15 protein-coding genes and 1 riboswitch are annotated in these 17,892 nt (G+C 64.6%); of the genes, 7 read left to right on the top strand and 8 right to left on the bottom strand.

Features of this window, described 5'->3' with window-relative positions; translation table 11 throughout:
* Positions 1-100: 100 nt before the first annotated feature.
* On the bottom strand, positions 101-1,141 hold the full coding sequence (locus tag EAG14_RS00715) for an SPFH domain-containing protein (RefSeq protein WP_121727759.1): 1,041 nt from the start codon (positions 1,139-1,141) through the stop codon (positions 101-103).
* 251 nt (positions 1,142-1,392) lie between these two features.
* Here EAG14_RS00715 and EAG14_RS00710 point away from each other — a divergent pair, with 251 nt between their 5' ends.
* Complete coding sequence (locus tag EAG14_RS00710) at positions 1,393-1,647, top strand: DUF2061 domain-containing protein (RefSeq protein ID WP_121727758.1); 255 nt, start codon at positions 1,393-1,395, stop codon at positions 1,645-1,647.
* Positions 1,648-1,749: 102 nt separating this feature from the next.
* Here EAG14_RS00710 and proX read toward each other — a convergent pair whose 3' ends face one another.
* The 4 genes from proX to EAG14_RS00690 all read right to left on the bottom strand — a co-directional run bounded on the left by proX (position 1,750) and on the right by EAG14_RS00690 (position 6,554).
* Positions 1,750-2,796 (bottom strand): glycine betaine/L-proline ABC transporter substrate-binding protein ProX, encoded by a 1,047-nt coding sequence (proX, locus tag EAG14_RS00705; protein ID WP_371414389.1) that lies wholly within the window; start codon positions 2,794-2,796, stop codon positions 1,750-1,752.
* Positions 2,797-2,912: 116 nt separating this feature from the next.
* Positions 2,913-4,214, bottom strand: a complete 1,302-nt coding sequence (gene proW / locus EAG14_RS00700; protein ID WP_121727757.1) for a glycine betaine/L-proline ABC transporter permease ProW — start codon at positions 4,212-4,214, stop codon at positions 2,913-2,915.
* Positions 4,215-4,260: 46 nt separating this feature from the next.
* Complete coding sequence (gene proV / locus EAG14_RS00695; RefSeq protein WP_121727756.1) at positions 4,261-5,517, bottom strand: glycine betaine/L-proline ABC transporter ATP-binding protein ProV; 1,257 nt, start codon at positions 5,515-5,517, stop codon at positions 4,261-4,263.
* A 482-nt stretch (positions 5,518-5,999) separates the two neighbouring features.
* Entirely contained in the window at positions 6,000-6,554 is a 555-nt protein-coding gene (locus EAG14_RS00690; RefSeq protein WP_099657115.1) for an adenine phosphoribosyltransferase, read from the bottom strand.
* A 341-nt stretch (positions 6,555-6,895) separates the two neighbouring features.
* Here EAG14_RS00690 and EAG14_RS00685 point away from each other — a divergent pair, with 341 nt between their 5' ends.
* The gene (locus EAG14_RS00685; RefSeq protein ID WP_121727755.1) at positions 6,896-9,949 is read left to right on the top strand and encodes an EAL domain-containing protein; all 3,054 of its coding nucleotides are present in this window, start codon (positions 6,896-6,898) and stop codon (positions 9,947-9,949) included.
* Between the two features lie 270 nt (positions 9,950-10,219).
* On the opposite strand, the gene EAG14_RS00680 is transcribed toward EAG14_RS00685, so the two are convergent.
* A complete protein-coding gene (locus tag EAG14_RS00680; protein WP_099742408.1) occupies positions 10,220-12,205 on the bottom strand; it encodes a monovalent cation:proton antiporter family protein in 1,986 nt (661 codons plus the stop codon).
* A 79-nt stretch (positions 12,206-12,284) separates the two neighbouring features.
* Here EAG14_RS00680 and EAG14_RS00675 point away from each other — a divergent pair, with 79 nt between their 5' ends.
* The 4 genes from EAG14_RS00675 to EAG14_RS00660 all read left to right on the top strand — a co-directional run bounded on the left by EAG14_RS00675 (position 12,285) and on the right by EAG14_RS00660 (position 15,408).
* Complete coding sequence (locus tag EAG14_RS00675; protein ID WP_099657118.1) at positions 12,285-13,286, top strand: SIS domain-containing protein; 1,002 nt, start codon at positions 12,285-12,287, stop codon at positions 13,284-13,286.
* A 182-nt stretch (positions 13,287-13,468) separates the two neighbouring features.
* Complete coding sequence (locus EAG14_RS00670) at positions 13,469-13,957, top strand: KdsC family phosphatase (RefSeq protein WP_371414388.1); 489 nt, start codon at positions 13,469-13,471, stop codon at positions 13,955-13,957.
* Positions 13,957-14,586: an LPS export ABC transporter periplasmic protein LptC gene (gene lptC / locus EAG14_RS00665; RefSeq protein ID WP_099658872.1), complete on the top strand. Its 630-nt coding sequence runs from the start codon at positions 13,957-13,959 to the stop codon at positions 14,584-14,586. Before EAG14_RS00670 ends, lptC begins: the two co-directional genes overlap by 1 nt.
* Positions 14,587-14,622: 36 nt before the next feature.
* The gene (locus EAG14_RS00660) at positions 14,623-15,408 is read left to right on the top strand and encodes an SDR family oxidoreductase (RefSeq protein ID WP_121727753.1); all 786 of its coding nucleotides are present in this window, start codon (positions 14,623-14,625) and stop codon (positions 15,406-15,408) included.
* An 89-nt stretch (positions 15,409-15,497) separates the two neighbouring features.
* On the opposite strand, the gene EAG14_RS00655 is transcribed toward EAG14_RS00660, so the two are convergent.
* Together EAG14_RS00655 and EAG14_RS00650 are read right to left on the bottom strand one after the other, a co-directional pair.
* Positions 15,498-16,052 carry an RNA-binding protein gene (locus EAG14_RS00655; protein WP_121727752.1) on the bottom strand — a complete coding sequence of 185 codons (555 nt, stop codon included), beginning with the start codon at positions 16,050-16,052 and terminating at the stop codon, positions 15,498-15,500.
* Between the two features lie 292 nt (positions 16,053-16,344).
* Positions 16,345-16,737 carry an RNA-binding protein gene (locus EAG14_RS00650; RefSeq protein ID WP_099657122.1) on the bottom strand — a complete coding sequence of 131 codons (393 nt, stop codon included), beginning with the start codon at positions 16,735-16,737 and terminating at the stop codon, positions 16,345-16,347.
* A gap of 234 nt (positions 16,738-16,971) precedes the next feature.
* Positions 16,972-17,154, top strand: a riboswitch (yybP-ykoY riboswitch).
* 16 nt (positions 17,155-17,170) lie between these two features.
* Here EAG14_RS00650 and EAG14_RS00645 point away from each other — a divergent pair.
* Complete coding sequence (locus tag EAG14_RS00645; protein WP_099743647.1) at positions 17,171-17,737, top strand: TMEM165/GDT1 family protein; 567 nt, start codon at positions 17,171-17,173, stop codon at positions 17,735-17,737.
* The last annotated feature ends 155 nt before the right edge of the window (positions 17,738-17,892 follow it).

Below are 17,892 nucleotides of genomic sequence, written 5' to 3'. Positions count from 1 at the left end.
AGCGAGTAGGCGTCACCTGCGAACAAGGGCTGAAGGCAAAAAATGCCTCCAGCCCTCATTCAACAAGCGCGAGCAGCTATTGATTCAATAGCAAATCCGGTCAGACCAGCTTTTTCAGCAGCTCTGCCTTCTTGGCGTCGAACTCTTCCTGCGTGAGGATGCCCTTGGCCTTGAGGTCGCCCAGCTTTTCCAGCGTGGCCATCACCTCGTCAGGGCGCACGCCTGCGGGTGCTGCGGGCACTGGCGCGGCCTGGGCGCCGCCGCCTTGCAGGCCCTGCTGCAGGTTTTGCGCCAGCACCTGGCCCAGCGCCACGCCCGCACCCAGGCCCATGGCGTCGCCCGCAATGCCACCGCCATTGCCCGCACCTTCGGCAAATTTGGGGATGGCTTGCGCCGTCTGGTACTGCATGAACTTGGCCATGTCGTTGCCGACCATGCCCATGCCGATCTTCTGGTCGAGGATCTTTTGCAGCTCTTCGGGCAGCGACACGTTCTGCACGGTCATGGCTTCGAGCAGCAGACCGATCTTGGCAAAGGCGGGTTGCAGCTCTTTGGCCAGCGCGTCGGCAAACGCAATCTGGTTAGCCGCCAAATCCAGGAACGGCAGGCCGCTGCTGGCGATGGCGTTGCTGATGTTTTGCAGCACCAGGCCACGCAGTTGGCCGTCCACTTCGGCCACGGTGTATTCCTCGCGGGTGCCGGAGATTTCGGTGTGGAACAGCTTGGGGTCGGCCACGCGGAAGGCGTAGTTACCGAAGGCGCGCAGGCGCACGGCACCGAAGTCCTTGTCGCGGATGGTGATCGGCTGGGGCGTGCCCCACTTCTGGTCGATCTGCTGGCGGGTGCTGAAGAAGTAGACATCGCTCTTGAAGGGCGACTCAAAGAGCTTGTCCCAGTTCTTCAGGTAGGTCAGGACGGGCAGCGTCTGCGTGGTGAGCTTGTGCGTGCCGGGGCCAAACACGTCGGCCACTTTGCCTTCGTTGACGAAGAGCGCCATCTGCGACTCGCGAACGATGAGCGTGCCCCCGTTCTGGATTTCCATGTCGCGCATCGGGAAGCGCCACGCCAGGGTGCCGTCGCTGTCTTCAGTCCACTGGATGATGTCAATGAACTGTTTCTTGATGAAGTCCATCAGGGCCATGTGTGCTCCCAGTAGCGCTTGCGCGCCTGCGCTGTTGAAAAGACAACCATCATAGCAACGGGGGTGTTGCGAAGAAAGAGCACGCGGCGTATGGATTTAGGGCAGGCGGCAACACGGCATTGCAGGGCCATCACGCTCGCTTATTCATAGTGGCTATCTTTTGTTTAGCCAATGCCAATTGGTGTTTGCTATTGAGAATGCCTACCATTTGAGCCAGTCCCCACAGCACACCATCCCTCAAGGAGCCCGCCATGTCCCACATCCGCCGCATCGCCCGCCAGAACAAGACCATGCTCATGAAGACGGGCAGCTACTACCTCATCCACATTGGTGTCGCAGCCATGGTCGCCTATGCCGTCACGGGCAATTTGCTCGCGTCGCTCACGCTGAGTTTGCTGGAGCCTACGGTGCAGGCGGTGGCCTTCTTCTTTCACGAAAAGGCCTGGGCACGCAGGCAGAACGCGCCAATGACGCAAGCCGCCCCAACCGCCCCAGCAGCAGCCTGACCCGTGCGGAGCACCACCATGGCACGCACCCACTGGAATGACTTTGCAGGCTGGCTCACGCAACGTCTGGCCGAGCAGGCGCGCTGCGGCGCTTGAATCCGCCTACCGCGCCGCCGCCAGCGCCTGCGCCACCCACCCGTCATAGGTTTTTTGGTGGGCCTGGATCCACCCCTTCACATGGCGCTCAATGTCTTGGGGTTTGTTCTCGCCATCGCGCATGCGCAGGTTCTGTGCGTTGACATCCGACACCGGCAATTGCATGACTTCAAAGAGCTTGGCCGCAGCGGGGTTCTTTTGAGCAAACGCCTTGTTGGCCACGATGCGCTGGGTGTTGACCGTGAAGCCAAAGTCCTTCCCATCCGGCAGCCTGGTGCTGAGCTTGGCTTGATCGCCCGGCAAGGAGGAGTGCGGCACCTGCAGCCAGACCACATCTTTGCCAGGCTGCAGCACACCGCTGACCCAGTAGGGCGTCCAGGTGTAGTACAGGATGGGCTGGCCTTGCTTGTAGCGCGCGATGGTGTCCGCAATCAGCGCGGCGTAGCTGCCCTGGTTGTGTGTGACGGTGTCGCGCAGCTTGTAGGCCGTGAGTTGGTGCTCAATGACCAGCTCGCAACCCCAGCCAGGGTTGCACCCGGTCAAATCGGCTTTGCCGTCGCCATTGGTGTCGAACAGCTTGGCCAGCGCCGGATCGGACAGCTGTGAGATGTGGGTGATCTTGTATTGGTCGGCGGTCCTCTTGTCGATGAGATAGCCCTGCAAAGAGTTGCGCACATAAGCCCCCTGCCGCCACAGTTTGTCATCGCCCCCCGCGTTGCGATAGAAGTCGGCATGCAACGGGTCCCAATGGGTGGCCATGAAGGTCGCATCGCCGTTGGCAAGGGCCAGATGCCCGGTTGCGTATTCGGTCTCTTGGGGGGCTTTCACCGTGTAGCCCAGCGTCTCTAGCGCTTTGGAAACCAGCATGGTTTGAAAGGCCTCCTCTGCGATAGAACTCTGAATGGGTTGGACCGTGGTGCCCATACCAGGCAGCAGCTCCTGGGCCTGCGCCGCACCCGCCAAGCCCAGCGAGAGAACACCCACAGACAGCGCCGCCGCCAGGCGGTTACGGGTTAGGCGGTACACACCTGTCATCAAATTTTGGGGGTGCATGAAATAGCTCCTTCACGGGTGAATGAATGCAAAAGGCCTGCGTTCCCGTTGTGGCAACGGGCACGCACGGTGGGGAAGAGGAAAAAGGGAAAGGCGCGCAGGCTGGCGCGCCCCATTCACGCCGCAGCCTGGGCTGCAGGCAGCGGGTGCGCGCCAGCGGTGTCTGTGTTTGCAGGCGCGGTGGTGGCTCGGTGCGCTGGAGCCCTGCGCAAACGCGCCCACAGCCGGACCACCCAACCCACCGGGCCCACCTGCCACCAGTGGCGCGCACCACGGCGCGCTTGGCCCATGGCCTGGGTGATCCGGTCCAGGGTGATGGCCAGCAGCACGATGCCCAGGCCACCCACGGTGGCCAGCCCCATGTCCAGCCGCCCGATGCCGCGCAGCACCATTTGGCCCAGACCACCCACGGCAATCATGGAAGCGATCACCACCATGGACAACGACAGCATCAGCGACTGGTTGATGCCCGCCATGATGGAGGGCATGGCCAGCGGCAGTTGCACCTTCACCAGCATCTGCCAGGGCGATGCCCCATAGGCGCGGGCCGCTTCGATCAGGTCAGGGCGCACCTGGCGGATGCCCAGATTGGTCAGCCGCACCAGCGGAGGCAGCGCAAAGACGATGGTGACCACCACGCCGGGCACGTTGCCGATGCCAAAGAGCATCACGACGGGGACCAGGTACACAAACGCCGGAGTGGTTTGCATCGCATCCAAAAAGGGCCGCATCCAGCGCTGGGCCCGGTCACTGCGGGCCAGCACAATCCCCAGCGGCAGCCCGATGGCCAGACAAAACGCGAGCGAGGTCAGCACCAGAGAGAGGGTGACCATGGCTTCAGACCAGATGCCCAGCAGGGCCACCAGCAGAAAGGACACCATCGCGCCGATGGCTACGCCACGGCCTGCGCATTGCCAGGCCAACAGGCTCAGCAGCGCCACCATCCACAAGGTGGGCACGCTTTGCAGCAGCCCTTCCATTGCGGTCAGCGTGCTGTCGATCGGACCGCGCACGGTCTGGAAAAATGGTCGAAAGTGCTGGACCACCCAGCCCAGCCCCTGGTTGATCCAGGACTCCACCGGCAGGCTGCCATCCCACAGCGCGTGCAGCGCAAACCCTGGGTCGGCACCGTCAATACCCGCCGGTGCGTCCAGGGCGCCCGTGGAGGTTGCTGGGGCCGCCCCCAGCCAATCTCCCCCGGCATCGGGCACGGCCGCAGTCTCGCCCCAGGGGTTGGCAGATGCCGCGTCGGCAGCGACATCGGGCGATGCCAGGGACGGCGCCTGCACAGACGCCGCGTCGGCATTGGTCCAGGGGTTGTCTGCCACCGGTGCGTCGTTGGAGGGTGGTGGTGTGGACGGCGCGGCGCTCAGTGGGGTGTTGTCGTAGGGGTTCTTTTCAAGCGTCAGGTCAGACATGGGTCAGGTTCTTTCAAGTTCTGGAATCGGAGCGTTTCGTCGGCCGTCAACGCACTGGCGCAGACGCCACATCGGCCCCAGAGGGAGGCCCCGAAGGAGGCACTGGCGGGGTGTCCCGGTCCAAAAACTTGAGCAAGGTGGTCTTGCTGATGGCGCCGCCGAAGCGGCCATCGGCCTGCACCACGGGCATGGCAAACGGCGCATGGGCGACACGACCAAACAACTCACTGACGGGCTCGTCGGCCACAACGGGCTGCACCCCTGGCAGGTAGGCGTGCACCAACCCCAGTGGCCCCTGGTGCCCCGCCAAAGCCGAGCGAAGCGACTCCACCGACACCACGCCCAGGAACTGCTGCGCGGGGCTGACCACATACGCGTACTCACGGTCTTGGTCCTGCAGCATCCTCAACGCCGCGCGCGAGCCCCGATCGGCATGCTCGGCCACCACGGTGAGGGGCTTTCGCGCGATGTCCGCGGCCTTGAACACGGCAGCCGCGTCCACACCCCGAACGAAACTGCGCACGTAGTCGTTGGCGGGGTTGCGCAGGATGTCGTCGGGCGTGCCCACCTGCACCACCTGCCCGTCTTTCATGATGGCAATCCGGTCGCCAATGCGCATGGCCTCGTCCAGGTCGTGCGAGATGAAGACGATGGTGCGCCGGCGCACCTTTTGCAGGCGCAGCAGCTCTGACTGCATTTCGGTGCGGATGATCGGGTCCAGCGCCGAAAACGCCTCGTCCATCAACAGGATCGAGGGGTCCGATGCCAGCGCCCTGGCCAGCCCCACGCGCTGCTGCATCCCGCCGGAGAGTTCGTCCGGGTAGCTATCGCCCCACCCGGCCAGGCCCACCTGCTCCAGCGCCTGGGCTGCCTGCGCCTGGCGCTGAACCCGATCGACACCGGCCAACTCCAGGCCCAAGGCCGTGTTGTCCAACACCGTCATATGGGGCATCAAGGCAAACGACTGAAACACCATGCTGATGTCTTTGCGGCGCAGCGCCCGCAGTTGCGCATCGGGCAACTGCGCGATGTCCACCCCGTTCACCAGGATGCGGCCGGCGCTGGGCTCAATCAGCAAATTCAGCAGCCGCACCAGGGTGGATTTGCCAGAGCCCGACAGGCCCATGACCACGAAAATCTCGCCCGCCTCGATCGACAAGTGGGCATCAAACACCCCGATGGACTGCCCCGTGCGGGCCAGGACCTCCTGCTTGCTCAGGCCTTGGCGGACCAGCGCCAGGGCCTCTTGTGGATCGTCTCCAAAGACCTTGAACACGTGATCAATAACGATTTGTTTTGCCATGGACTTTCTCCTCCCGGTTGAACGACACAAGCCGCCCCACACGAGCGCAGGGTCCGAGGAGGGCGACAAGCCCACGCCTTGGCGATGCAGCAGCCAGGCAGCGCCTTGCGGCGTGCACAGCAGCACGAAAAAACGTGGGATTTACAGAGACCGACCCGGATGGCACGCGGCAGACGTGCGCAAGGGTCGAGAAGCGGACGGGCCGCTGCGCGAGACCAGCTCGCTCGACATGGTTGGAGCGGACGCATGCCCGCTCCGGGTGCTGCCATTGCCAATGCGTTGGCAATACAGAGTCGCATGCACGACTCCCGGCGGCACTTCACTCAAGGGTTGAACACCTGCGTGGCAGGTAGTGAAACACGGGGAAAGTCTACGGATTCACACCCTCAAAGTCAAAACACGGGGTTTTACAAAAATGGTATTCGCGCGCAATAAAACGAAAAAGCCGCCCGAAGGCGGCCAGATGCAGGCGGTAACGGACATCAATGGCCCGCGAAATCCACCAAGGTAAACAGCGGCAATCCCGATGCTTTGAGCCGATCCGAGCCACCCAGCTCGGGCAAATCGACAATGGCGGCCCCCTCGGTGACCGTGGCGCCCAGCTTCTCCAGCAGGCGGCGCCCGGCCATCATGGTGCCGCCGGTGGCGATCAGGTCGTCGATCAACAGCACGCGGTCACCAGGCTTTACGGCATCGGTGTGCAACTCCACGGTGGCGCTGCCGTATTCCAGTTCATAGGTTTCCTCCACCGTGGTGAAGGGCAGCTTGCCCTTTTTGCGGATGGGAACAAACCCCACGTTCAGCTCGTAGGCCACCACGGCGCCCAGGATGAAGCCCCGCGCGTCCAGCCCAGCCACCACATCGGGGCGCAGCGCCTTGTCCATGTAGCGGTGCACAAAGGCGTCGATCAACACGCGAAACACCTTGGGGTCTTGCAGCAGCGGCGTGATGTCGCGGAACTGCACGCCCGGCGCGGGCCAATCGGGCACCGTGCGGATGTGTTGACGAAGGTACTGGTTGACGCTGAATGACTGCATGGCAAAAACGGCCTGGGGCCGCAAGGTGAATCCTGAAACACGGGAAAAAGCGCCCCGGCCGGGCGGACCCGGCGCCAGGGCGCTATCGAAAAGCCGCTGTGCGGCGCTGCGCCACAACGAAGGGGGCGTATTGTTCCAAATTGTGTGCGATGTCGGCCAGTTCTCTGCACAATGGCAGGCACGATGCGCGGATACCGGACATGACTGACGCAAAACAGGGCACAAGCAAGCCGTTCAGCCCAAAGCAAAGGCGGCTGTTGCCTCCTGATTTGCGTAAGACCCTGTTCTAAGTCCTAACGGATGTTTTCGCGCCCCTGGCTGCCTGCCCTCCACCACAGTCCATGCCCATCACCGTCCTTTTGATTGACAACGATAGGGAACACGCCCAAGCGCTGGTCTCTGCGCTGGCAGACCCCTGGCTGGGCTGGCGGGTGGACGTGACCAGCAGTGTGCAGGCCGCCCGCGAACGGCTGCGCCAGCAGGCGGTGGACATTGTGGTGTGCACCCAGCAGGTGGACGACGGCGGTGCGTTTGACGTACTGGAAACCCTGCACGGCGTGCCGGCCCTGATCTTGGTGCGGCCTGGCCAGGAGGGCCATGCCGCCCACGCCATGCGCCACGGTTTTGCTGACTTTGCGGTGCAGGACCCCGGGATGAACTACCTGCTGGCCTTGCCCGCGCAGATTGAAGCCGTGCTGGAGCGCAGCACCAGCGCGCGCGCGCGCCGCTCTGCCGAGGCCATGCTGAACCGCCAGCACCGTTTGCTGCAGGCCATTTCGCGGGCACAGGCGGTGTTCATTGCCAGCGCCCGGCCCCAGGCGGCGTTTGACGCCCTGCTGGAAGAGCTGATGGAGCTGACCCGCAGCAGCTTTGGCATGGTGGGCCATGTGCAACACCACCCCGACCGCGCCCCGGCCCTGCATGTGCACGCGATGACGGACATCCGCTGGGATGAGGCCGCGCGCATGCAAACCGTGCGGCGCTCGCAAGACGCCCTGGTCTTTGACGAGCCAAACTCCCTGATTGGGACGGTGCTGGCCAGCGAGCAGCCCCTGATCGCAGACAACGCAGCCACCGACCCACGCTGCCAAAACGCCCCCCCTGGCCTGCCCGCATTGCGCACCTGCCTGTGCCTGCCCATCCACGCCGCCCAGGACATGGTGGCCATGGTGCTGCTGGCCAACAGCCACCACGGCTATGCCGCCGAGGATGTGCCGTTCATGCAGCCGCTGCTCAACACCGTGGGGCAGCTGGAGATGGCGCGCCGTGCCCAGGAAGACCGGCGCCAGCTGGACGCCGAGCTGCTGCGCACCAGCGCCTTGCTGCGCGAAAAATCCAACGCCCTGCACGCCACGCTGGCCAGCGTGTCGCAGGGCATCGTCAAGGTCGATGCCGACGGCAAGATCCGCGTCTACAACCAGCGCTACCTGGAGCTGCTGGAGCTGCCCGAGGCCTTTTTGGCCACCCAGCCCAGCCACGAAGACATCGTGCGGTTTCAGACCGAGCGCGGGGACTTTGGCATGGGGTTTGAGCTGATCGAGGCCACGGCCCGCGCCTATGTGCAGGCCGAATACGCCGCCCAGGGGCGCGGCCACAGCGTGCCCGACAGCTATGTGCGGCGCACACGGGGCGGCCGCTACCTGGAGGTGCGCACCTGCACCATGCCCGACGGCGGCCGGGTGCGCACCTTCACCGATGTGACGGACTACCTGAGCACGGTCGAGGCCCTGCGCCAGAGCGAAGCCCGCTGGCGCAGCCTCACGCACCTGTCGTCGGACTGGTACTGGGAGCAGGACGCGCAGCTGCGCTTTGTGCGGCTGGACGGGCGATCGAGCGACGCCGTCGGCATCCAGGACAATTCCTTTTATGGCCGCACCCGCTGGGAGCTGGACAACACCTTTGTGAACGACACGCTGTGGGTGGAACACCGGGCCCAGCTGCAGGCCCGCGAGGTGTTCCACGACTTTGAAATCCAGCGCCAGACCCCTTCGGGCGAGATGATGTGCGTGTCGGTCAGCGGCGAGCCTTTTTATGACGAACAGGGCCAGTTCGCTGGCTACCGGGGCATTGCCCGCGACATCACCGAGCGCAAGCGGGCCGAGGCTGAAATCCAGCGCCTGGCGTTTTACGACGAACTCACCGGCCTGCCCAACCGGCGCCTGCTGACGGACCGATTGGAGCGCGCCGTGGCCACCAGCGCGCGCGACGGCAAGCACGGTGCCCTGCTGTTTCTGGACCTGGACAACTTCAAGGGCATCAACGACACCCTGGGCCATGAGTGGGGCGACCAGCTGCTGGTGCAAGTGGCCCAGCGCATCACCGCCAGCGTGCGGGCCAGCGACACCGTGGCCCGCCTGGGGGGCGACGAATTTGTGCTGGTGCTGCAGGACCTGCACGAAGACCCCACGCAGGCGGCGGTGGAGGCTGAGCTGGTGGCGCAAAAGGTGCGGCTGGAGCTGAACAAGCCCTACGCGCTGGAGGGCTCGGTGCTGCACAGCACACCCAGCATTGGCATCACCTTGTTTCGCGACCAGGCGCAGCCGGTGCAAGAGCTGCTCAAGCGCGCCGACCTGGCCATGTACCAGGCCAAGGCCCAGGGCCGCAACACCCTGTGCTTTTTTGACCCGGCCATGCAGGCAGCGGCCTCGGCACGCTCGGCCCTGGAGGGCGATATCCGCAGGGGCATTGAGCGCAACGAGTTTTTGCTGCACTACCAGCCAGTGGTCAATGAAAGCGGGCAGGTGCTGGGCGCCGAGGCGCTGGTGCGCTGGCGCCATCCGCAGCGCGGCATGGTGTCGCCGGGCGAATTCATCCCCCTGGCCGAGCAAACCGGGCTGATCCTGCCACTGGGCCAGCAGGTGCTGCGCATGGCCTGCACCCAACTGGCGCACTGGCACCAGCAGCCCGCCACCCGCTTTTGGACGGTGGCCGTGAACGTGAGTGCACAGGAGTTCCGCGACCCGGACTTTGTCGCCCAGGTGTGGCAGGCCTTGAAGGAAACCGGCGCGCCCCCCCAGCAGCTCAAGATCGAACTGACCGAGAGCCTGCTGCTGCACGATGTGGAAGACAGCATTGCCAAGATGCAGTCCCTGCGCCAGCGGGGCGTGGGATTTTCGCTGGACGACTTTGGCACCGGCTACTCGTCGCTGAGCTACCTCAAGCGCCTGCCACTGGACCAGCTCAAGATCGACCAGAGCTTTGTGCGCGACGTGCTCACCGACCCCAACGACGCCGCCATTGCCTGCACCATCGTCACCCTGGCCCAGAGCCTGGGGCTGGACGTGGTGGCCGAGGGCGTGGAGACGCAAGGCCAGCGCGAGTTCTTGCTGCGCAACGGCTGCCAGCAGTTCCAGGGCTACCTGTTCGGGCGGCCTGGGCCTGCCGACTTGCTCTAGTTTGCTATTGAAAATATAGCTGCTAGCGCTTTATCAATAAGCGCTAGGGCCTGATTTCATTCAATATTTTGCTACTAATCCGGCACGAACCTACTTGAACCGTTCACTGAGCGCAGTCGAAGCGCCGCGCAAGGTTTCGACAAGCTCAACCCGAACGGATCTTTCAAGTTCAAAGAGGCCGACCCAACATCCCACGGGCCATCGCCCGACCCCAAAGCCGAAGATCCGGGCCACAGGAGACGGCGCACTGCGTCCCAGGGCAGACCACCATCAACCGCGCAGCAGCTTGTCCTCGGCCAACGCCAGGGCGGCGGGGTGGCCCGACAGCACCAGGGTGTCGCCCTCTTGCAGCACGGCGCTGTCCACCACGCTGGACTGGTGCCCGTTGGCGCGACGCAGGTTGACCACGCGCACGCCCACGGCGGGCAGGGCCAGGTCACCCAGCGGGCTGCCCAGGGCTTTGGCGCCCAGCGGCAGGCTCACGGTGCTCATGCGCTCCTGGTCGCGTTCGTTCACGGTGTCGTCGTCGGCGCCATGGAAGTAGCCGCGCAGCAGGTTGTAGCGCGCGTCGCGCTGGTCCTGCACCACGCGCAGCACCCGGCGCATGGGCACGCCCACCAGCGCCAGGGCGTGGCTGGCCAGCATGAGCGAGCCTTCGATGGCCTCGGGTACCACTTCGGTGGCCCCGGCGTCCTGCAGCTTGTCGAGGTGCGCGTCGTCCTGCGTGCGCACCACCACGGGCACCTGCGGTGCGTGCGAGCGGGTGTTGGCCAGCACCTTGAGGGCTGCAGGCACGTCGATGTAGGTCACCACCACGGCACTGGCGCGCACCAGGCCCGCGGCCATCAGCGCCTGCAGCCGGGTGGCGTCGCCATACACCACCGAATCGCCCGCCGCTGCAGCCTGGCGCACACGGTCGGGGTCCAGGTCCAGCGCCATGTAGGGGATGTTCTCGCGCTCGAGCATGCGCGCCAGGTTCTGGCCGCACCGGCCGTAGCCGCAAATGATGACGTGCTTGCTGGTGTTGATGGATTTGCGGGCGATCGTGGTCATCTGCAGCGACTGCTGCAACCAGTCGCTGGCCACCAGCTTCATCACGATGCGGTTGCTGTGCATGATGAGGAAGGGCGTGGCCAGCATCGACAGCACCATGGCCGCCAGGATCGGGTTCATCAGCGCAGGCTGCACCAGGCCATGGTCTTGCGTGAGCGACAGCAGCACAAACCCGAACTCCCCCGCCTGCGCCAAAAACAGGCCCGAGCGCAGCGCCACGCCCGTGGTGGCGCCCATCAGCCGGGCCAGCACCATGATGATGACCAGCTTGACCAGCAGCGGCACGGCCAGCAGCGCCAGCACCAAACTCCAGCGGTCTACCAGGATGTGCCAGTCCAGCATCATGCCGATGGTGATGAAAAACAGGCCCAGCAGCACATCGTGAAAGGGCCGGATGTCCGTGCCCACCTGGTGGCGGTATTCGGTCTCGGACACCAGCACCCCGGCGATGAAGGCGCCCAGCGCCAGACTCAGCCCGGCCAGCTCGGTCAGCCAGGCCAACCCCAGGGTGATGAGCAGCAGGTTCAGCATGAACAGCTCTTCGCTCTTGCGGCGCGCCACCAGGGTCAGCCACCAGCGCATCACCCGCTGCCCGCCGGTGAGCAGCACCCCCACCAGCACCATCGCTTTGAGCAGCGCCCAGCCCAGCGCCACCAGCAATTGGTCAGACGACGAGCCCAGCGCTGGGATCAGCACCAGCAGCGGCACCACGGCCAGGTCCTGGAACAGCAAGATCCCCATCACGCGGCGCCCATGCTCGCTCTCCAGCTCGGCGCGCTCGGCCATCAGCTTGACCACGATGGCCGTGCTGCTCATGGCCAGCACGCCCGACAATGCCAGCGCCGTCTGCCAGCCCATGTCCCAGATACCGCCCACCGCGTAAGACAGCAAAATCCCGCCGCCCGCCACCACCGCCATGGTCAGCAGCACCTGCATCAGCCCCAGGCCAAACACCTGGCGGCGCATAGCCCGCAGCTTGGGCAGGCTGAACTCCAGCCCAATGGCAAACATCAGGAACACCACCCCAAACTCGCCCAGGTGCCGCACGCCCTCGGAGTTCTGGGCCAGCGCCATGGCGTGGGGCCCGATCAACACCCCGGCCGCCAGATACCCCAACATGGGCGGCAGCTTCAGGCTGCGGCAGACGACCACCCCCAGCACGGCGGCCAGCAGGTACAGCAAAGTCAGGGCGAGTGAAGACATAGGGTGATGCTATACGAGGCACAGGGGCGTTGAGACGCCTATCGCCCAGCAATGGCGCCCCGGTCGATAGAATCCCGGCATGACCGTCAGCCCCTCCACGCTCCCCCATTTCGACGCAGAGCAAGCCCTGCGACTGGCCCGCGAGACCTTTGACATCGAGGCCGCCGCGCTGACCGGGCTGGCCGCGCGCGTGGACGAGCGCTTTGCCCAGGCTGTGCAGATGGTGCTGCGCACCACCGGCCGCCTGGTGGTGATGGGTATGGGCAAAAGCGGCCATGTGGGCCGCAAGATTGCCGCCACACTGGCCTCCACCGGCACCCCGGCGTTTTTTGTGCACCCCGCCGAGGCCAGCCACGGCGACCTGGGCATGGTGACTGGCGCAGACCTGGTGCTGGCCATCTCCAACAGCGGCGAAAGCGGCGAACTCACCGCCATCCTGCCCGTGCTCAAGCGCCTGGGAGCCCCCCTGATCGCACTGACCGGCGGGCTGCAATCCACCCTGGCTCGCCATGCCGATCTGGTGCTGGACTGCAGCGTGGAGCGCGAAGCCTGCCCCCTGAACCTGGCCCCCACGGCCAGCACCACCGCCCAGTTGGCCATGGGCGACGCCCTGGCCGTGGCCTTGCTGGACGCCCGCGGCTTTCGCCCGGAAGACTTTGCGCGCTCGCACCCGGGCGGCTCGCTGGGCCGCAAACTGCTCACGCACGTGAGCGATGTCATGCGCAGCGGCAGCCAGGTGCCCCGTGTCGCGCCAGACGCGTCGTTCAGCGACCTGATGCGCGAGATGAGTGCCAAAGGCCTGGGCGCCTCGGCCATCGTGGATGCAGGCGGCCAGGTGCTGGGCATCTTCACCGATGGTGATCTGCGCCGCCGCATCGAGGCGGGAGCCGATTTGCGCACCGCCACGGCGGCCCAGGTCATGCACCCCTCGCCACGCCGCATTGCGGCCGATGCGCTGGCAGTGGACGCTGCCGAGATGATGGAAGCCCATGGCATCACCAGCGTGCTGGTGGTGGACGCGGGCGGCGCACTGACCGGCGTGGTGCACATTGGCGATCTGATGCGGGCAAAAGTGATATGACCCCCCTGAGTCGCTTCGCGCCTTCCCCCCAAGAGGGACGCACCCCCCGGCCCGGCGAAGCCGGTTCCACGGGTGCACTGGCTTTGGCCGTGCCTGTTCAAATGCTGTGTAATGACCTCTGACGCAACCTTTCCCGTGCTGCAATTCCCCCCGAGCTGCTGCTGCGCGCCCAGAGCGTGCGCGTGGCCTTTTTTGATGTGGACGGGGTGCTCACCGACGGCGGCCTGCTGTTCAGCGAAGCGGGCGAAACTCTCAAGCGCTTCAACACCCTGGACGGCCACGGCATCAAGCTGCTGCAAAAGGCAGGCATCACCCCCGCCATCATCACCGGGCGAGACTCCGCCCCGCTGCGCCTGCGCCTGAAGGCCCTGGGGGTGGAGCACGCCATCTACGGCACCGAAGACAAGCGCCCCGCCGCCGAGCAAGTGCTCGCCAGCCTGGGGCTGGACTGGTCGCAAGCAGCGGCCATGGGTGACGACTGGCCCGACCTGCCCGTGATGCGGCGCAGCGCACTGGCCTGCGCTCCGCACAACGCCCATGTGGAGGTGCGCCAATGCGCGCACCACACCACCCAGGCCCGCGGAGGCGAGGGGGCAGCGCGCGAATTTTGCGACCTGCTGCTGGTGGCCACGGGCGCCTACGCCCGCCTGCTCTCGGACTACGCCGCATGATGCGCCGCCGCATGCTGCAAGCCGTAGACCGGCTCTCGCTGTACCTGCCGGTGCTCCTCATGGGCCTGCTGGCCCTGGGCACCTGGTGGCTGGTGCGCAATGCCCCCACCCCACTGGCGGCCACCGCCCCCAAGGTGGCGCCAGACCAGCCGGACTATTCCATGAAAACCTTTGCCGTCAAAAGTTTTGATGCCAAGGGGCGGCTGCAAAGCGAGGTGCAGGGCGACACGGCTCGCCACTTCCCCGCCACCGACACCCTGGAAATCGACAAAGCCCGCATGCGCTCCATTGCCCTCGACGGGCGTCTGACTTTCGCCACATCGGACCGGGCCCTGAGCAACGCCGACGGCTCCGAAGTGCAACTGTTTGGCAACGCCATCGTGACGCGCGAGGCCGTGCCCGCGCGCCAGGGCGCATCCGCGCAGCCCCGGCTGGAGTTCCGTGGCGAATTTCTGCACGCTTTTACCCAGGAGGAGAAGGTGCGTTCCAATCAGCCCGTTCAGCTCACCCGGGGCAGCGACCGCTTCACGGCAGACGCCATGGAGTACAACAACCTCGACCAGGTGCTGCAACTGAGCGGCAGGGTGCGCGGCATGCTCATGCCCGGCGGCACGGCGGCGCCCAAGTAACCCCAGCGCCATCGCGCCACCGCACAAGCAAACGCCATGACCCAGCCCCTCGCATTCATCACCGGCGCCTCCAGCGGCATCGGACAAGCCCTGGCACTGCGCTTTCACCGGGCGAGCTACCGCCTGGCCTTGGTAGCGCGGCGCACAGCCGAAGTCAAATCATGGGCTGAGGCCAATGGAATAAGCGCTAGCAGCTATGAAATTTATAGTGCCGATGTGGCCATCACCGACAGCATCGTGGCCGCTGGCAAAGACTGCCTTGCGCGCCAGGGCCTGCCCGATGTGGTGATCGCCAACGCGGGCATCAGCGTGGGCATGGACACCGCCGACCGCGACGACCTGGACGTCATGGCCCGCACCTTTGCCACCAACAACATCGGCATGGCCGCCACCTTCCACCCCTTTGTGCAGGGCATGACAGAGCGCAAAAGCGGCACCTTGGTGGGCATTGGCAGCGTGGCCGGTATCCGGGGCCTGCCCGGCCACGGCGCGTATTGCGCCAGCAAAGCCGCGGTCATCAGCTACTGCGAAAGCCTGCGCGGCGAAATGCGGCCCTTTGGCGTGCGTGTGGTCACCCTGTCGCCCGGCTACATCGACACCCCATTGACCCGCGAAAACCGGTACAGCATGCCGTTTTTGATGCAGCCCCAGGATTTTGCAGACCAGGCCTTCCGGGCCATCGACAAAGCAGACAGTTACCGCGTCATCCCTTGGCAAATGGGTGTGGTGGCCAAACTGCTGCGCGCCCTGCCCAATGCCGTGTTTGACAAACTGCTGGCCGGCCGGCCGCGCAAACGCCGCCAAACCAAAACCGGACGCTGACAAGCTCCGCATTCCACCGCGCACAGGCAACAAAAAAGCCCCCGAAGGGGCTTTTTGCGTATCTTGGGGCCAGATAGCCCTGGATGGGATCAGTAACCGCTGTTGCCGCCACCGTAGCCACCGCCGCCGCCATTGCGACCGCCGCCACCGTTGCGTGGGCCCGAGCCGTAGGGGCTGCGGAAGCCGCCGTCACCACGACCACCGCCATCACCACGGCCACCGTAGCCACCGCCGCCGCCTTCACGACCGCCGCCGTAGCCGCCGCCTTCACGGCCACCACCGTAGCCACCGCCGCCGCCTTCGCGACCACCGCCGTAGCCGCCGCCACCGCTGCGACCACCACCGCCAAAGCCGCCACCGCCGCCGCCGAAGCCACCGCTGCGTGGAGGACGCGGCTCCATGGGGCGTGCTTCATTGACCACAATGCCACGACCACCCAAAGGCTGGCCATTCATGCCCTGGATGGCGGCTTGTGCTTCGGCATCGCTGCCCATTTCGACAAAGCCGAAGCCCTTGGAGCGGCCTGTGTCGCGCTCCATCATGACCTTGGCACTGGTCACGGCACCGAATTGGCCAAAGGCCTGTTCCAGATCGCTGTCGCGCACCGAGTAAGGCAGGTTGCCGACGTACAGTTTGTTGCCCATCGAAGGACTCCTCAAAAACACATGAATAAAGCGATGGAGTCCCGAAAACGCAGCCAGCTAATCTCAATGACGCTCTCAGCGCGAAACTGACGGATCACCGCAAACCAAAAGCGAGGAAAACTCGCTTTGGCATTATGCGCCACAAAATTAAAAAAAAGCAAGCCGATGCATGGGAGCCAGCCAGTGTGGCGGCAAAGTCTCAGGCATAAAAAAAGGAGCCCGAAGGCTCCTTGATTGTTGCGGACCAGACTGAATGCCTGCCCGAACGGGGTGCTTTTAAGCAGCGAAGTGCTTAGTAGCCGCCACGGCCACCGCCGTAACCGCCGCCACCACCTTCACGGCCACCGCCGTAGCCGCCGCCACCGCTGCGGCCACCGCCGCCGTAGCCGCCACCACCATTGCCGCCACCGAAGCCACCGCTGCGTGGAGCGCGGGGTTCCATAGGACGGGCTTCGTTGACCACGAGGTCACGGCCGCCAAAGTTTTGGCCATGCACGCCTTGGATGGCGGCTTGTGCTTCGGCATCGCTGCCCATTTCGACAAAGCCGAAACCCTTGGAACGGCCGGTGTCACGTTCCATCATGACCTTGGCGCTGCCCACGGAGCCGAACTGGCTGAAGGTTTGTTCCAGATCTTGGTCGCGGAAAGAATAGGGCAGGTTGCCCACGTAAAGTTTGTTGCCCATGGAGGGACTCCTCAAAAAACATGAAAACGCGATGGAGCCCGACGCAATCAACAAACCTGTGACGACTTCAAAGACGCGAAACTGACCAATCACCGCTTACTTCGGCGCCCTCGTGCCGCGCAAAGCTCGACATAAGGACCGATCCATTATTAATCACTTTATGGGTGTTGTGGCTTTTTATTTGTACCCGCGTTTTTCTTGTTCGGGAAAATAGGCATTGCATTGCGCTAAAATTCACGGGTCTTTGGGGAGTAGCCCGCCGGTTGCGCAATGCGCCGGGGCATACGTCAACACACTTGGGTTTCTTGAAAACCTATGGCGTATGCGGCTTGAATGCTGGGCGAGACCATTGACTGCATGCCGATCCAATGGCCGGAGTCGGGGTGCAGTCAATGTGCGTCTCAACACAATCCGGCCGGATTGACCCCCCACCATGGAAGCTTTTTTTGTTTCAACCGCCATCGTCGCCTTGGCCGAGATGGGCGATAAGACCCAGCTGCTCGCATTGGTATTGGCAGCCCGTTTCCGCAAACCCTGGCCCATTGTTCTGGGCATTCTGGTCGCCACCTTGGTCAACCATGGCCTGGCGGGTGCCGTCGGCGCCTGGGTCACCACCTTCATCGGCCCGCAGGTGCTGCGCTGGATTTTGGGCGCATCGTTCATCGCCATGGCGGTGTGGATGCTGATCCCGGACAAGCTCGACGAGGGCGATGCCGATGGCAAACCGCGCTGGGGGGTGTTCGGCACCACGGTGGTGGCGTTCTTCCTGGCCGAGATGGGCGACAAGACTCAGATCGCCACCGTGATGCTGGCAGCGCAGTACAACGCCTACCTGTGGGTGGTGGCCGGCACGACGCTGGGCATGATGCTGGCCAACGCCCCCGTGGTGTGGCTGGGCGACCGCATCACGCGCAAGGTGCCGATCCGCGCAGTGCACATGGTCTCTGCGGTGATCTTCCTGGTGCTGGGCTTGCTGGCGATCTTTGCTCCTGCAGGTTAAGCCAGACAGCAGGCCGAATCGGGTAGCGCAGGCGGGGGGGCTTTTGGTATATTTACCGAACGCGCCGATTTGCCACAGCTTGCGGGCGCTTTATAAATCCTGCTAAAGACCCGTCCGACATACCCGCCCGGCCTCGTTTTTAGCGATGCCGGGTT

This window comes from Acidovorax sp. 1608163, assembly GCF_003669015.1.
Classification (GTDB): Bacteria; Pseudomonadota; Gammaproteobacteria; order Burkholderiales; family Burkholderiaceae_C; genus Acidovorax.
The sequence above is the reverse complement of the archived record's forward strand: the minus strand, read 5'-3'. Positions and strand labels throughout refer to the sequence as shown.

What these genes read in the sequence shown, in the direction of transcription:
- EAG14_RS00655 (WP_121727752.1), bottom strand. Translation starts at nt 16,052, where the DNA reads ATGGGCAACAAACTGTACGTCGGCAACCTGCCTTACTCGGTGCGCGAC.
- EAG14_RS00650 (WP_099657122.1), bottom strand. Translation starts at nt 16,737, where the DNA reads ATGGGCAACAAACTTTACGTGGGCAACCTGCCCTATTCTTTCCGCGAC.
- EAG14_RS00685 (WP_121727755.1), top strand. Translation starts at nt 6,896, where the DNA reads ATGCCCATCACCGTCCTTTTGATTGACAACGATAGGGAACACGCCCAA.
- EAG14_RS00675 (WP_099657118.1), top strand. Translation starts at nt 12,285, where the DNA reads ATGACCGTCAGCCCCTCCACGCTCCCCCATTTCGACGCAGAGCAAGCC.
- EAG14_RS00680 (WP_099742408.1), bottom strand. Translation starts at nt 12,205, where the DNA reads ATGTCTTCACTCGCCCTGACTTTGCTGTACCTGCTGGCCGCCGTGCTG.
- EAG14_RS00710 (WP_121727758.1), top strand. Translation starts at nt 1,393, where the DNA reads ATGTCCCACATCCGCCGCATCGCCCGCCAGAACAAGACCATGCTCATG.
- EAG14_RS00660 (WP_121727753.1), top strand. Translation starts at nt 14,623, where the DNA reads ATGACCCAGCCCCTCGCATTCATCACCGGCGCCTCCAGCGGCATCGGA.
- EAG14_RS00645 (WP_099743647.1), top strand. Translation starts at nt 17,171, where the DNA reads ATGGAAGCTTTTTTTGTTTCAACCGCCATCGTCGCCTTGGCCGAGATG.
- proX (WP_371414389.1), bottom strand. Translation starts at nt 2,796, where the DNA reads ATGCACCCCCAAAATTTGATGACAGGTGTGTACCGCCTAACCCGTAAC.
- EAG14_RS00690 (WP_099657115.1), bottom strand. Translation starts at nt 6,554, where the DNA reads ATGCAGTCATTCAGCGTCAACCAGTACCTTCGTCAACACATCCGCACG.
- proW (WP_121727757.1), bottom strand. Translation starts at nt 4,214, where the DNA reads ATGTCTGACCTGACGCTTGAAAAGAACCCCTACGACAACACCCCACTG.
- proV (WP_121727756.1), bottom strand. Translation starts at nt 5,517, where the DNA reads ATGGCAAAACAAATCGTTATTGATCACGTGTTCAAGGTCTTTGGAGAC.
- EAG14_RS00715 (WP_121727759.1), bottom strand. Translation starts at nt 1,141, where the DNA reads ATGGCCCTGATGGACTTCATCAAGAAACAGTTCATTGACATCATCCAG.
- lptC (WP_099658872.1), top strand. Translation starts at nt 13,957, where the DNA reads ATGCGCCGCCGCATGCTGCAAGCCGTAGACCGGCTCTCGCTGTACCTG.